We start from the raw sequence: 12,630 nt of genomic DNA on the forward strand, positions 1-12,630 counted from the left end.
CCCCAGGGTGCCGGTTTACCCTTCGTTTCCGGTTCCTTGGTGTGCGTATTGCCAGATGAAGGAAAACGCATGAAGGTCCATCACGGCTCCCACCCCGGAGTGACCGGACACCCCTCCACAGCCCCTACGCTGAACCTCCATGAGCGTTCCCGTGTCCGTTGAGCCGAGCCCCGAGCAGCCCCCGCGTCGTCGCGGTCTGCAGACGCTTCGCACCCAGGCGGCCGCCGTTCCGAGGGCCTGGCTCCCCGGTGCGGTCGGCTACACCTGTCTGCTGATCGGTCTGGTGGACATCGCCAGCGCGGTGTTCCCCAGGCTCCGGCACACCAGGGTGCACACCTTCGCCGGGCAGTTGCCCGGCGGGACCACCACGCTGGCCGCCGCCGGCACCCTGATGATCGGCCTGCTGCTGGTCCTGCTCGCGCACGCGCTGCGCCGGCGCAAGCGGCGCGCGTGGCGCGCGGTGTGCGTGCTGCTGCCGATCGGCGCGGCGCTGCACCTGCTGCGCTGGCACCAGCTCGGCCCGGCGGTCATCTCGATGGTGCTGTTCGCGGTCATGCTGATCCACCGGCGCGAGTTCTACGCCAAGGCCGACCCGCGCACCCGCTGGCGCGCCGTGGTCAACCTGGTCGTGCTGGGCACCGTCAGCGTCCTGCTCGGCCTGCTGGTCGTCAGCACCCGCACCAAGTACGAGGTCGGCGACCCGGGCCTGTACCAGCGGCTGGAGCACGTGGTCTACGGGCTGTTCGGCTTCGAGGGCCCGGTGCACTACAACGCGGACCGCATCGAGGACCTGGTCGGCTACCTGCTCGGCGCGATGGGTCTGTTCACCGCCCTCACCACCACCTATCTGGCGCTGCGGCCGGAGAAGCCCAAGCCGGAGCTGACCGCCGAGGACGAGGAGAAGGTCCGGGCGCTGCTGCAGCGGCACGGCGAGCGGGACTCGCTCGGCTACTTCGCGCTGCGCCGGGACAAGAGCGTGCTGTTCTCGCCCACCGGCAAGGCCGCGATCTCCTACCGGGTGGTCTCCGGCGTCATGCTCGCCTCGGGCGACCCGGTCGGCGACGTCGAGGCCTGGCCCGGCGCGATCAAGGTGTTCATGGCCGAGGCCCGCGAGCACGCCTGGGTGCCGGCCGTGATGGGCTGCAGCGAGGTCGGCGGCGAGGTCTGGACCCGCGAGGCGGGGCTGGACGCGCTGGAGCTGGGCGACGAGGCGATCGTCGACACCGCGACCTTCTCGCTCGCCGGGCGGGCCATGCGCAACGTCCGCCAGATGGTCAAGCGGATCGAGCGCAACGGCTACTCCTGCCAGGTCCGCCGCGTCGCCGAGCTGCCCCTGGAGGAGAAGCAGCGGATCGCCGACGCTGCGGCCCGCTGGCGCGGCACCGACACCGAGCGCGGCTTCTCGATGGCGCTCGGCCGTTTCGGCGACCCGGGTGACGACGACTGCGTGGTGGTCACCGCCCACAAGGCGCCCGAGGAGGGCGAGAGCGGCGACGACCTCAAGGCCGTGCTGCACTTCGTGCCCTGGGGCGAGGACGGCATCTCGCTGGAGCTGATGCGCCGTGACCGGGCGGCCGACCCGGGCCTGAACGAGCTGCTGATCGTCGCCGCGCTGCAGGCCGTCCCGGCGATGGGCGTGCGCCGGGTGTCGCTGAACTTCGCGATGTTCCGCTCGGCGCTGGCCCGCGGCGAGCGGATCGGCGCCGGACCGGTGCTGCGCGCCTGGCGCGGGCTGCTGGTGTTCCTGTCGCGCTGGTTCCAGATCGAGTCGCTGTACAAGTTCAACGCGAAGTTCCAGCCGGAGTGGGAGCCCCGGTTCCTGGTCTTCCCGAACAACCGCGACCTGCCCCGGATCGGTTTCGCGGCGATGCAGGCGGAGGCCTTCATCACCCTGGGCATGCCCCGCTTCGGCCGCAAGCCGCAGCGCCAGGGGCTGCCGGACGGCCCCAGGCCGGAGGTCACCGAGGCCGCCTGAGCCGTGCGGCAGCGGTGCCGGCCCCCGTCGAGGACGCTCCTCGGCGGGGGCCGGCCGCCTTCCGGGGGGTGGGCGCCGGGTGGCCGGAGGCAGGGGTCGGATAATGGGGGTTATGAGCGATTCGGTGCCCTTCCCGCCGCCGCCCGGACTGCCGCGGCTCGACCGCTGCGCCGTCATGGGCGTGGTCAACGTGACCCCGGACTCCTTCTCCGACGGCGGGCTGTGGCACGACCCCGCCAAGGCGATCGCGCACGGGCTCGCGCTGCGCGCCCGGGGCGCCGACCTGGTCGACGTCGGCGGCGAGTCCACCCGCCCCGGCTCGCAGCGCGTGCCCGAGGAGGAGGAGCTGCGCCGGGTCGTGCCGGTGGTGCGGGAGCTGGCCGCCGCCGGGGTGGCGGTCTCCGTCGACACCATGCGGGCCTCGGTGGCCGAGCAGGCCGTCGAAGCCGGCGCGCTGATCGTCAACGACGTCTCCGGCGGCCTGGCCGACCCGGCGATGGCCCGGGTGGTGGCCGGGACCGGCGCGCCGTTCGTGGTGATGCACTGGCGCGGGCAGTCCGCCGACATGGACCGGCTGGCCGTCTACGACGACGTGGTGACCGACGTGGTCGGCGAGCTGACAGCCCGGGTCGACGCCCTGCTCGCCGCCGGCGTCAAGGAGGAGCAGCTGATCCTGGACCCGGGACTCGGCTTCGCCAAGACCTCCGAGCACAACTGGGCGCTGCTCGGCCGGCTCGACGCGCTCACCGCGCTCGGCCGGCCCGTCCTGGTCGCCGCATCGCGCAAGCGGTTCCTGGGTACGCTGCTCGCCGACCCGGAAACCGGGGAACTGCGCCCGGCCCGGGAGCGCGACCACGCGACCGCCGCGGTGTCGGTGCTGTCGGCACGGGCCGGTGCCTGGGCGGTGCGGGTGCACGACGTGGCCGGTACCGCGGACGCCGTCCGGGTGGTCGCGGCCTGGCAGCGCGCCGCCCGGCAGGGATGAGCGCTTGGCGAAGACGGGAGGGTCATGGCGGGTGACGGCAGGTTGAGCGGGGAGACGGCGGGCCGACGGGCCGGCGGGGAGGACCGGGAGGCGGTCCTGGCCGCCAACCGGGCGCTCTACGAGGCGCTGGAGACCGGTGACCTCGCGGCGGTCGAGGACGCCTGGCTGGGCGCCGGCGAGGCGGACGACAAGGGGGGCGTGGTCTGCGTCCACCCGGGGTGGCCGGTGCTGCGCGGACGGGCCCAGGTGACCCGCTCGTACATGCTGATCATGGCGAACACCGAGTACATCCAGTTCATCCTCACCGACGAGGAAGCGGAGGTGCACGGCGATGTGGCCCTTGTCACGTGCACCGAGAACATCCTTTCCGGCGGCGAGGCCGAACAGGAGGGCGAGCTCGGGCCACTGGTCGGGGGAAAGGTCGTGTCCACCAATCTCTTCCGGCGCACCCCGGGCGGGTGGAAACTGTGGTCGCACCACGGTTCACCCGTTCTGACCAGCGCCGACGAGGACGACGAGGACTGATTCCGGGCCGCGGCGGGAAATCACGGGAAAACGTCGCCGGACGGTGACCGGGTAATTCCCGACAAGTCACCGAACGTTCACGTCAATCGCCATTCCGGTGCGCGTGGCGACGGTTCGTGCCGGGTAGGACGGTCGGGTGTTGTCGGCGCGCGCGGGTAGATTCGAAAAGGTCAGCGGCGGGCGCGACGCCCGTCTCCGCCCTGCCCGTCGCTCTTGCCCGGGACGGGGCCCGTCCGACTGGGAGCAGTGATTCGTTTGCTGGACCGCGTCACCCTGAGGGGCCTGCGCGCCCGCGGTCACCACGGCGTCTTCGAGCGCGAGCGGGCCGAAGGCCAGACCTTCGTGGTGGACCTGGTGCTGTACCTGGACACCCGCCCCGCCGCCGCCGACGACGACCTGACCCGTACGGCGCACTACGGCATCGTGGCCGAGGAGGTCACCGCGATCATCGCCGGCGAGCCGGTGGAGCTGATCGAGACCCTGGCCCAGCGGATCGCGGACCAGTGCCTGAAGCACGAGCCGGTGGAGGAGGTCGAGGTGACCGTGCACAAGCCGGACGCCCCGATCACCGTGCCGTTCGACGACGTGACCGTGACCATCCACCGGACCCGCGGATGACCCGCCGGGTCCGTCCGGTGCCCGCCGCAGGGCCCGTCTCAGCCATAGGGGAAGTCCGATGACCACAAGTGACCCGAACGCCGCGCCGAGCGCCTTCGACCTGGAGCAGCGGGTGGACTCGGTCGACACGACCCTGCACAGCCAGCGCTGCGCCGTGGTCGCCCTCGGCTCCAACCTCGGCAACCGCCTGGACACCCTCCAGGGGGCCGTGGACGCCCTCGCCGACACGCCCGGGCTGAAGGTCAAGGCCGTCTCCGCGGTGTACGAGACGGAGGCCGTGGGCGGCCCCGCCGAGCAGCCCGCCTACTACAACGCGGTGGTCGTCCTGCGCACCTCGCTGCCGCCGCGCGACCTGCTGGAGCGCGGCAACGCGATCGAGGACGCCTTCGGACGGGTCCGCAGCGTCCACTGGGGCCCGCGCACCCTGGACGTCGACATCCTGGTCTACGAGGGCGTCGTCAGCGAGGACCCGCAGCTGCTGCTGCCGCACCCGCGCTCGCACGAGCGGGCCTTCGTGCTCGCCCCGTGGCTGGACGCCCAGCCGGACGCCGAGGTGCCCGGGCACGGGCCGGTGGCCGAGCTGCTGGCGGCGCTCGGCGGCCCGGACACCCAGGGCGTCCGGCGGCGCGAGGACATCCGGCTGACGCTGCCCGAGTAGGCCGTTCGTCCGGGGCGGTCCGTGCAGGTCGGGGAACTCCTGCCGGGCCGCCGGGCGTAGACCTAGGGGCACGCCCCGGTCGGGGGCCCGTTGGGCCGGGGCCCGGTACGGTGGCCTGACGCCCTCGTACCCGCCGCCCGGGAAAGGACCTCGTCCGAGTGAAGCTGCTTCGCCTCCGTCTGCTGATCGGCATCACCGCCGCCACGACGGCGCTGTCCTGGGCCGGCGCCAAGCTGTGGGCCGCCCTGGACACGCTGCCCGCGGTACCGGGCGCGGCGCCGGTGGTGCTGGCCGCGGTGGCGGTGATCCTGCTCGCGACCGCGCTCTCGCTGCGCTCGCGGCTCAAGGCGGTGCGCGAGCGGCAGCCCGGGGCGAAACGGGTGGACCCGCTGGGCGCGGCCCGGGCGGTGGTGCTCGGGCAGGCCAGCGCGCTGGTCTCGGCGGTGGTCACCGGGGTCTACGCGGGCGCCGGGATCTACCTGCTGGGCGAGCTGGACGTGCCGGCCCGCAAGGACCAGGCGATCACCGCCGGCTTCGCGGTACTGGCCGGCGCGGCCGTGATCGCGGCGGCGCTCTGGCTGCAGCACGTCTGCCGGCTGCCGGAGAACCATGACGACCCGGGCGGCCACGGGCCGGCGCCCACCCATCGCTGACCAGCGCATTTCCGGTGATCTTGAGTTATTTTCCGGATGCGTCCGGTAAAACCGGTGCGCTGTCAAGGGCCGAACCGGACCCTGGGCTGACACGGCCCCAATTCGCACGCTAGTTTCGTGGCATGTCTCGCGGACGCCACCGTCATTCCTCCGTCCTCGGCCGGGTCCTTCCCCCCACCGCCGCCGGCGTGCTCATCGTCGCCGCGTTGGGGGCGCTGCTTTTCAGTCAGGACACCGTGCTGGTCCGTTCGGTGGGCGCGGCCGCGGTGCTCGCCACGCTCGGCTTCGCCGTGCTGCTGCGGCAGCGTGACCGGGCCGCGCGGGCGGCGGCCGAGCTCTCCGTCGCCCAGCGGCTGCGGGCCGACGAGCGGTTCGAGGAGCAGCTCGCCGAGGCCGAGTACGCGGCCGAGGTGGCCGAGGAGCGGGCGACCAGGTTCGGGCGCCGGCTGACCGCGGAGAAGTCCCGGCTGGCGAAGGCCGAGACGGAGATCGCCCGGCTGCTCAAGGAGCGCGCCGTGACGGTCGCCGAGCAGGCGCTCAAGGAGGCCGAGGCGGCCCAGCGGGCGCTCGCCGCGAGCCGGCCCAGGCACCCGGCCAGTCCGGCCGCGTTCGTTCGCGCCGCGGCCGTGCTGCGGCAGCTGGAGCGGCGGGCGGCGCAGCAGGAGGCCCAGCGCGAGCAGGAGGCCCGGCGGGCGGCGGAGCGCGCGGCGGGTGCGGAGGTCGCGCTGCGCGCGCGGACGGCGCCCGCGACGACGTCCGCGCCCCAGCGGGTCGCTCCGGCGGTTCCGGCCCCGGTCGTTCCCTCGGTGCCCGCTCCCGGGACGGCGCCGTCCGCGGCCTCTCCGGCGGCTCCCGCCGACCCCGCGGCGGCGGTCCGGCCGGCGCTGACGGCGACCGTCGGGCAGCTCGGCGGTGCGCCCGCCGTGCCGCCGGTACGGGCGGCCGAGCGGCAGCGTCCGCGCCCGGCGGCCTCGGCGGCCCCGCGCCCGCAGGGCTTCAGCTTCTTCGGCCGCGGCGCCGGCGCGGCGGTCCGCGCGGCCGCCCCGGCGCCGGCCGTGCGCAGCGTCGCGGAGCTCGGCGAGCGGGCGGACCTGGCGGACGTGGTCGGTGACGAGGCGCTCGCGGCCCAGGCGCAGGAGCAGGCCGAGCAGGCCCGGGTCCGGGCCGATGCACGGGCCCCGGAGCAGTCGCAGGAGCCCGTGCCGGCCGCGACGGGCCCGGAGGCGGAGACCCGGGTGCTGCCGAAGGTCGAGGAGGACGCCCCCGAGGTGGTCGACCTGACCCCGCACGACGAGACCGAGCAGATCGAGGTCCCGGAGCTGCGCGCCTCGCGCTGAGGCGGGCGGCCGGCGGACGACGAGCGGCGCGGGGCGGACGGAGGAACCGTCCGCCCCGCGCCGTTTCCGCGTCCACGCCGGGTCGGGGTCCGGAGCCGGGCCCGGGAACGGCACGGCGCCCGCCCCGCCGGGTGGCGGAACGGGCGCCGTAACGGCACGCGGTGCCGGAAGGTCAGATCTGGACGCCGAAGTCCTGGGCGATGCCGGCCAGGCCGGAGGCGTAGCCCTGGCCGACGGCGCGGAACTTCCACTCGGCGCCGTTGCGGTAGAGCTCGCCGAAGATCATGGCGGTCTCGGTCGCGGCGTCCTCGGAGAGGTCGTAGCGGGCGATCTCGGCGCCACCGGTGGAGTTCACCACGCGGATGTAGGCGTTGCGGACCTGGCCGAAGTTCTGCGACCGGGCGACGGCGTCGTAGATCGAGACCGGGAAGGTGATCCGGGCGGCCTCGGCCGGCAGCCCGGCGAGGTTGACGTTGATCGCCTCGTCGTCGCCGGCGCCCTCGCCGGTGCGGTTGTCACCGGTGTGGACGACGGTGCTGTCCGGCGTGCTGGTGTTGTTGAAGAAGACGAAGTGGCTGTTGGACAGCACCTTGCCGTCCGCGTTCAGCACGATGGCGCTGGCGTCCAGGTCGAACTCGGCACCGGTCGTGGTGCGGACGTCCCAGCCGAGGCCGACGGTGACCGTGGTCAGGCCGGGGGCCTCCTTGGTCAGCGAGACGTTGCCACCCTTGGAGAGGCTCACTGGCATGGTGTGTGCTGTCCCTTCGCTTTGCTTGTTGCCGGGGATAACGCGGGAACCGCCGGCATTGGTTCCGCACGGCCGGGTCTTTTGAGCCGTCGGCACGGCTTCGGGTATTCCCCCGTCAGATCCGCCGGAACCGGCCCTGGAGTTCCCAGACAGTCGGATTGTCGGCGAGATCGGGGTGCATGTCGAAGAGGTCGGCGAGGGTGTCCTGGAGGAAGTCCCGGGCCTCCCGGCGCAGGTCGCCGTGGCGCACCACCGCGGGCGGCTCGTCGGGCAGCCAGGTGGCGGTGATCTCGACCCAGTTGAAGCGGCGGGCGAACCGCAGCAGCTCGGTGTTCTGGGTGAAGTCGAGATCGGCGGTCTGCACCCGGGCCGCGCGGCCGCCGGCCGGGTCGCGGTCGAGTTCCTCGGCGATGTCGCACAGCGCCCAGGCGAAGTCCAGCACCGGGACCCATCCCCAGGCCGTGGACAGGTCCGCGCCCTCGGCGTCGAGGTAGACGTCGCCGCAGAACAGGTCGTACCGCAGTTCGCGCACGCCCGCGGTCCGGTAGTCGGTCTGCGGGGGGTCGGGGAAGCGGTTGGAGAGGGAGTAGCCGAGCTCGATCACACAGGCCATTGTCGGGGCTGCGGGCCTGGCCGGATAACCGGGTGACCGGCGTGGCCCGGCGCGGGATGATGGACCCATGCCCGAGCCCATCCGCGTACGGGGATCGGTGGTCGTCCCCGACGCCGAGCTCGTCTGGCGCTTCTCGCGTTCCTCCGGCCCCGGCGGCCAGCACGTCAACACCTCCGACACCCAGGTCGAACTCCGCTACGACCTGGCGGCCTCCGCCGCGCTGCCCGAGGTGTGGAAGCAGCGTGCCCTGGAGCGGCTGGCGGGCCGGCTGGTGGACGGGCGGGTGCTGGTGGTCCGGGCCTCCGAGCACCGTTCGCAGTGGCGCAACCGGGAGATCGCCGCGGCCCGGCTGGCCTCGCTGCTCGGCGAGGCGACCGCGCCGCCGCCGAAGGCGCGCCGGGCGACCAAGCCCAGCCGGGGCATGGTCGAGCGGCGGCTCTCCAACAAGCGGCACCGCTCCGAGCTGAAGCAGGGGCGGCGTTCCCCACGCGGCGAGGGGTAGCGCCCGGCTTCCGGGCCCGGCGGGCCGGTTCAGCCCAGGGTGCGGTAGCCGCCGCGGAAGTACAGCAACGGACGGCCGCCCGGGTCGGGCACCGTCGCCTCCAGGACGCGGCCGAGCAGCAGGGTGTGGTCACCGGCGGCCATCCGCTGCTCGGTGCGGCACTCCACGGTGGCGAGCGCGCCGTCGATCAGCGGGGCTCCGCTGTACGGGCCCCGGTGGTGCGGGGCGTCGGCGAACAGCAGCCGGTCGCTGAGCCGGCCCTTCATCGCGAACCGCGAGCCGAGCGCCTTCTGGTTCTCCGACAACAGGGAGACGGCCCAGGTGTCGGCCCGGGAGAGCACCTCGTCCATCCGGGAGTCCTCCCGGACGGAGATCAGGACCAGCGGCGGTTCCAGCGACACCGAGAGGAAGGACGTGGCGGTCATGCCGACGTCCTCTCCGTCGTCCGGGTCGTGGACGGTCACCAGGCTCACACCGGCGGCGAGCTGGGAGAGCGCCGCCCGGAACTCGTCGGGGGTCGCTTGGGAGGCAGCTTCGGGCTGCGGGGACGGGTACACGTACCGCACGGTAGCCCGCGACGGGGGGGAACGACATCGGGCCCTGGTCGTAGGACCAGCGGCGCAGCGGCGTTCAGCCCGCCGGGCGGCGGAAAGGTTACGGTCCGCGTCCGCTCTCACTCCCAGGAGTGAACGGGAGGGCCTGCCCGGCGGTCAGTCGGCTACAGCGCGCGGCCATTGAGACCGACCAGGGGAAATGTTCCGATGGGCGGTGATGTCCCGGTATGGGGCGGATGAACTGATTAAGGGCGCATTAGTCTTGTGTGATTTAAGTCACAAGTGCTGACCTATTGCTGACCGAGCGTGCCGAACGCTGTGCTCCCTGTGATTCAGTTCTTCTGGCAATCGGACGATAACCAATCAAGACCTATCCGAAGCAGCCGGGGAGCCCCCGCATGGAAGCCGAGTCGGAGCCGTACGTCCGTCTCGCGACCCTCCGCACCTTGCACCGGGTCGTGGCGGACCTCAACGCTGCCCGCAGCCTGGCGGGCACGCTGCAGGCCGTGGTCGAGGGCGCGGTGCACGGACTCGGTTTCGACGCCGCCGCGGTCAGCCTGGTGCGGCCGGACGGCGACCTCGTGGTGGCGGCCGTCTGGGAGCTGGAGGAGAGCACCATGGGCGGCCCCTCCGTCCTGCTCGGCCAGGTAGGCTCCCGCGAGTCCTGGGACCGGCTGCTCGGCGTCAGCGACCACTGGGGCACCCTGCGCTTCCTCCCCTACGACCGCGGCTGGGCGGTCGCCAGCGACATACCGCGCTGGATCGGGGACGGTCCGATGCCCGTCTACGCCAACGACTGGCACCCCGCCGACGGCCTGCTCGCCCCGATGTACAGCGCCGGCGGCGACCTGCTCGGCGTGCTCTCGGTGGACCGCCCGCGCAGCGGCAAGCGGCCCGGCGCCTGGACCCGCGAGGCCCTGGAGATGTTCTCCCTGCAGGCCTCCATCGCCATCGGCAACGCCCGGCTACGCGCGGAGATGCAACGCGCGCTGGCCCGCCTGGAGAAGGAGCAGCAGGCGCTGCGGGCCAGCGAGGAGAGCTTCCGCCAGGCCTTCGAGTACGCCCCCAGCGGGATGGCCATCACCGAACTGCACGGCGCCGGGCGGGGCCAGCTGACCCGGGTCAACGACGCGCTCTGTCGTTTGCTCGGCCGCCCCCGGGCGGTGCTGCGCCAGCAGAGCTTCGTCGACCTCGTCCACCCGGACGACCGGGCCCTGCTGGAGCGCACCAGCGCCGAGAGCGGCCGGGCGGAACTGCGGCTCTCCCGCCGGGACGGCGGCTACCAGTGGGTGTGCCTGCGCAACTCGATCGTGGCCGACGCCGCCGAGGGCCCGAGCTTCCTGCTCACCCACGTCGAGGACATCGAGGACCGCAAGCGGCACGAGCTCCAGCTCGCCCACCGGGCCAGCCACGACGCGCTCACCGGCCTGCCGAACGGCGCCGAGCTCAAGGCCAGACTGGGGCGCCGGCTCTGCGGGCAGCCGCAGTCGGCCGTCGCCGCCGGGCACCAGGACGGGCCCGGCGCGGCCGGTCACCCGGAAGCCGGCCGTCCGGTCGGCGCCGGGGTGCCGGACGACGGCTTCGCCGGGTACCCGGAGAGCCTGTTCGGCGAGCCCTACCACCCGGCCGGAGGCCACGACGGCCCGGAACCGGCGTACGGCCACGGCCTGCCGGAGGGGTACCCGGTGCCCGCCGCCGACGGCGCACCGGCCGGGGCGAACGGCTACGGCGAGCACGTGCACGCGGTGGTGCCGGCCGACCACGGCCCCGGCGGCGAGGTGTGGACGGGCCCGTTCCGTTCGAACGCCGCCGCCGCCGTCGAGAAGGGGCTCGCGGTGCTCTTCTGCGACCTCGACGGCTTCAAGTCGATCAACGACCGGTTCGGCCACAACGCCGGTGACGCCGTCCTGGTGGAGGTCGCCCGCCGGCTCAGCGCGGCGGTGCGCGACGGCGACACGGTGGCCCGGCTCGGCGGCGACGAGTTCGTGGTGCTCGCCGACGGCATCGGCCGCGACGAGGCGAAGGACCTCGCCCACCGGCTGCGCAACGCGATCATCCCGCCGATGCGGATCGACGGCCGGGGGATGCGGGTCGGTGTGAGCCTGGGTGTCGGCTGGGCCGGCTGCGGGATGAGCATCGAAGAGGTCCTGCACACCGCGGACGAGCGGATGTACGACGAGAAGCGGGCCCGCGGGGGCGCGGTGCGCGGGGCGCGCGGGGAGCGGTCGCACCGGCGGGCGGGCTGACGCGCCCCCGGGGCGCGTGCGGGGCCGTCGGGCCGTGGCTACTCGCCGGTTGTCAAGGGGTCTTTTCGGGGCGTCCGCCGTGGCAGGTAGGGTTCCGGGGTACGAGCGACCACGACCAGCGCCGACGGCACGGCAGCCCGGCGGCGCGACCGCGATGGGGGAGTTGACCACCGTGACCACCGCCGGCAGCAGCGGAGCGCCCCAGGGCCCGGAGGACGGCGCCCCGCAGGACGACGATCCGTTCGGCTACCTCTACCGTCCGGCCGACGGCGGCTCCGGTCAGCAGACCGAGCCGCAGCAGGGCGTGCCGCGCACGTCCTACAGCCGCCCGATGGAGGTCGGCCGCGCCCAGTACGGCCAGCCGCAGTACGGCCAGCCACCGCGCCCGCAGCAGCCCTACCCGCCGCAGCCGGGCTACCCGCAGGCCCAGCCGCCGCAGCCGTACCCGCCGCAGGGCGACTTCGGCGCCGCCCCGACCCAGCAGACCCGGTACGCCGAGCACTCCCGCCCGCAGCCGGGCGAGGAGCGGCCGGCGAGCAGCGGCCGCAGCAAGGGCGCGGTGATCGGCGCGGTCGCGGTGGTCGCGGCCGTCGCGATCGGCGCGGGCATCGCCCTGTCCGGGGACCCGGACGACAAGGGCAAGGACGCCAAGGACGCCAAGGGCGGCACCGGTACGGCGAGCGCTCCGGCCGCGCCGGGCGGCGCCACCGGTACCGCGAGCCCGACCGGCACCGCGTCGGCGACCCCCTCGGCGACCGCCTCGGCAGGTCCGGGCACCGTGGACGCCAGTCAGCTGCAGGGCCAGAACGCGCCGTCCGGCAACACCGTCAAGGGCACCAGGTCGGCCGACGGCAGCTATCTGACGCTCAACCCGGGCGGCACGATCACCTGGACCGGCGACGTGCCGGCGGCCGGCACCTTCAAGTTCACCGTGCACTTCAACAACCCGGGCGCCGACACCAAGGCGATCGCGGCGGTGAACGGCAAGGACTGGCCGGGCGGCCTGTCGCTCAAGAACTACTCGCCGGGCAAGGACCCGGCCTCGTCCTGGTACACCAGCTACATAACCCCGCCGCTGCAGGCGGGCAGCAACACGATCGTGCTCTCGCTGCCGCCGGGCAGCGGCGCGATCCTGGTGGACCAGGTGACGCTGGAGGCGCCGCCGGCCGGCTAGGTCCCGGACGCGTGACGGCCGCCCGTTCCCCGAGGGGAGCGG

The 12,630-nt window shown here is 73.9% G+C and carries 13 protein-coding genes; 10 read left to right on the forward strand and 3 right to left on the reverse strand.

Annotated elements, in window-relative coordinates:
* Window positions 1-139 precede the first annotated feature (139 nt).
* The 7 genes from ACFU9E_RS03660 to ACFU9E_RS03690 all read left to right on the forward strand — a co-directional run bounded on the left by ACFU9E_RS03660 (window position 140) and on the right by ACFU9E_RS03690 (window position 6,751).
* On the forward strand, window positions 140-1,975 hold the full coding sequence (locus tag ACFU9E_RS03660; protein ID WP_380683539.1) for a phosphatidylglycerol lysyltransferase domain-containing protein: 1,836 nt from the start codon (window positions 140-142) through the stop codon (window positions 1,973-1,975).
* 112 nt (window positions 1,976-2,087) lie between these two features.
* Window positions 2,088-2,960: a dihydropteroate synthase gene (gene folP / locus ACFU9E_RS03665; protein WP_380689021.1), complete on the forward strand. Its 873-nt coding sequence runs from the start codon at window positions 2,088-2,090 to the stop codon at window positions 2,958-2,960.
* Window positions 2,961-2,984: 24 nt separating this feature from the next.
* Window positions 2,985-3,485: a nuclear transport factor 2 family protein gene (locus ACFU9E_RS03670; protein WP_355357491.1), complete on the forward strand. Its 501-nt coding sequence runs from the start codon at window positions 2,985-2,987 to the stop codon at window positions 3,483-3,485.
* A 258-nt stretch (window positions 3,486-3,743) separates the two neighbouring features.
* Window positions 3,744-4,103, forward strand: a complete 360-nt coding sequence (gene folB / locus ACFU9E_RS03675; protein WP_350570091.1) for a dihydroneopterin aldolase — start codon at window positions 3,744-3,746, stop codon at window positions 4,101-4,103.
* 58 nt (window positions 4,104-4,161) lie between these two features.
* Window positions 4,162-4,761 (forward strand): 2-amino-4-hydroxy-6-hydroxymethyldihydropteridine diphosphokinase, encoded by a 600-nt coding sequence (folK, locus tag ACFU9E_RS03680; protein WP_380689023.1) that lies wholly within the window; start codon window positions 4,162-4,164, stop codon window positions 4,759-4,761.
* A gap of 158 nt (window positions 4,762-4,919) precedes the next feature.
* Window positions 4,920-5,414 carry a DUF3180 domain-containing protein gene (locus tag ACFU9E_RS03685; protein WP_380689025.1) on the forward strand — a complete coding sequence of 165 codons (495 nt, stop codon included), beginning with the start codon at window positions 4,920-4,922 and terminating at the stop codon, window positions 5,412-5,414.
* A 122-nt stretch (window positions 5,415-5,536) separates the two neighbouring features.
* Window positions 5,537-6,751: a hypothetical protein gene (locus ACFU9E_RS03690; RefSeq protein ID WP_380714746.1), complete on the forward strand. Its 1,215-nt coding sequence runs from the start codon at window positions 5,537-5,539 to the stop codon at window positions 6,749-6,751.
* A 172-nt stretch (window positions 6,752-6,923) separates the two neighbouring features.
* On the opposite strand, the gene ACFU9E_RS03695 is transcribed toward ACFU9E_RS03690, so the two are convergent.
* Window positions 6,924-7,499 (reverse strand): TerD family protein, encoded by a 576-nt coding sequence (locus tag ACFU9E_RS03695; protein WP_380683754.1) that lies wholly within the window; start codon window positions 7,497-7,499, stop codon window positions 6,924-6,926.
* Between the two features lie 115 nt (window positions 7,500-7,614).
* On the reverse strand, window positions 7,615-8,112 hold the full coding sequence (locus tag ACFU9E_RS03700; protein ID WP_380683753.1) for a hypothetical protein: 498 nt from the start codon (window positions 8,110-8,112) through the stop codon (window positions 7,615-7,617).
* 67 nt (window positions 8,113-8,179) lie between these two features.
* On the opposite strand from ACFU9E_RS03700, the gene arfB reads away from it, so the two are divergent.
* Entirely contained in the window at window positions 8,180-8,614 is a 435-nt protein-coding gene (gene arfB, locus ACFU9E_RS03705; RefSeq protein WP_380683752.1) for an alternative ribosome rescue aminoacyl-tRNA hydrolase ArfB, read from the forward strand.
* 29 nt (window positions 8,615-8,643) lie between these two features.
* On the opposite strand, the gene ACFU9E_RS03710 is transcribed toward arfB, so the two are convergent.
* On the reverse strand, window positions 8,644-9,180 hold the full coding sequence (locus tag ACFU9E_RS03710) for a flavin reductase family protein (protein ID WP_380683751.1): 537 nt from the start codon (window positions 9,178-9,180) through the stop codon (window positions 8,644-8,646).
* Between the two features lie 386 nt (window positions 9,181-9,566).
* On the opposite strand from ACFU9E_RS03710, the gene ACFU9E_RS03715 reads away from it, so the two are divergent.
* The gene (locus tag ACFU9E_RS03715; RefSeq protein WP_380683750.1) at window positions 9,567-11,414 is read left to right on the forward strand and encodes a diguanylate cyclase domain-containing protein; all 1,848 of its coding nucleotides are present in this window, start codon (window positions 9,567-9,569) and stop codon (window positions 11,412-11,414) included.
* A 163-nt stretch (window positions 11,415-11,577) separates the two neighbouring features.
* On the forward strand, window positions 11,578-12,588 hold the full coding sequence (locus tag ACFU9E_RS03720; protein ID WP_380683749.1) for a hypothetical protein: 1,011 nt from the start codon (window positions 11,578-11,580) through the stop codon (window positions 12,586-12,588).
* The last annotated feature ends 42 nt before the right edge of the window (window positions 12,589-12,630 follow it).

It is taken from the genome of Kitasatospora sp. NPDC057595 (genome assembly GCF_042800875.1).
Taxonomy (GTDB): domain Bacteria; phylum Actinomycetota; class Actinomycetes; order Streptomycetales; family Streptomycetaceae; genus Kitasatospora.

Coding starts and splice junctions, on each gene's coding strand:
- ACFU9E_RS03660 (WP_380683539.1), top strand. CDS start 140: ATGAGCGTTCCCGTGTCCGTTGAGCCGAGCCCCGAGCAGCCCCCGCGT.
- folP (WP_380689021.1), top strand. CDS start 2,088: ATGAGCGATTCGGTGCCCTTCCCGCCGCCGCCCGGACTGCCGCGGCTC.
- ACFU9E_RS03670 (WP_355357491.1), top strand. CDS start 2,985: ATGGCGGGTGACGGCAGGTTGAGCGGGGAGACGGCGGGCCGACGGGCC.
- folK (WP_380689023.1), top strand. CDS start 4,162: ATGACCACAAGTGACCCGAACGCCGCGCCGAGCGCCTTCGACCTGGAG.
- ACFU9E_RS03690 (WP_380714746.1), top strand. CDS start 5,537: ATGTCTCGCGGACGCCACCGTCATTCCTCCGTCCTCGGCCGGGTCCTT.
- ACFU9E_RS03695 (WP_380683754.1), bottom strand. CDS start 7,499: ATGCCAGTGAGCCTCTCCAAGGGTGGCAACGTCTCGCTGACCAAGGAG.
- ACFU9E_RS03700 (WP_380683753.1), bottom strand. CDS start 8,112: ATGGCCTGTGTGATCGAGCTCGGCTACTCCCTCTCCAACCGCTTCCCC.
- arfB (WP_380683752.1), top strand. CDS start 8,180: ATGCCCGAGCCCATCCGCGTACGGGGATCGGTGGTCGTCCCCGACGCC.
- ACFU9E_RS03715 (WP_380683750.1), top strand. CDS start 9,567: ATGGAAGCCGAGTCGGAGCCGTACGTCCGTCTCGCGACCCTCCGCACC.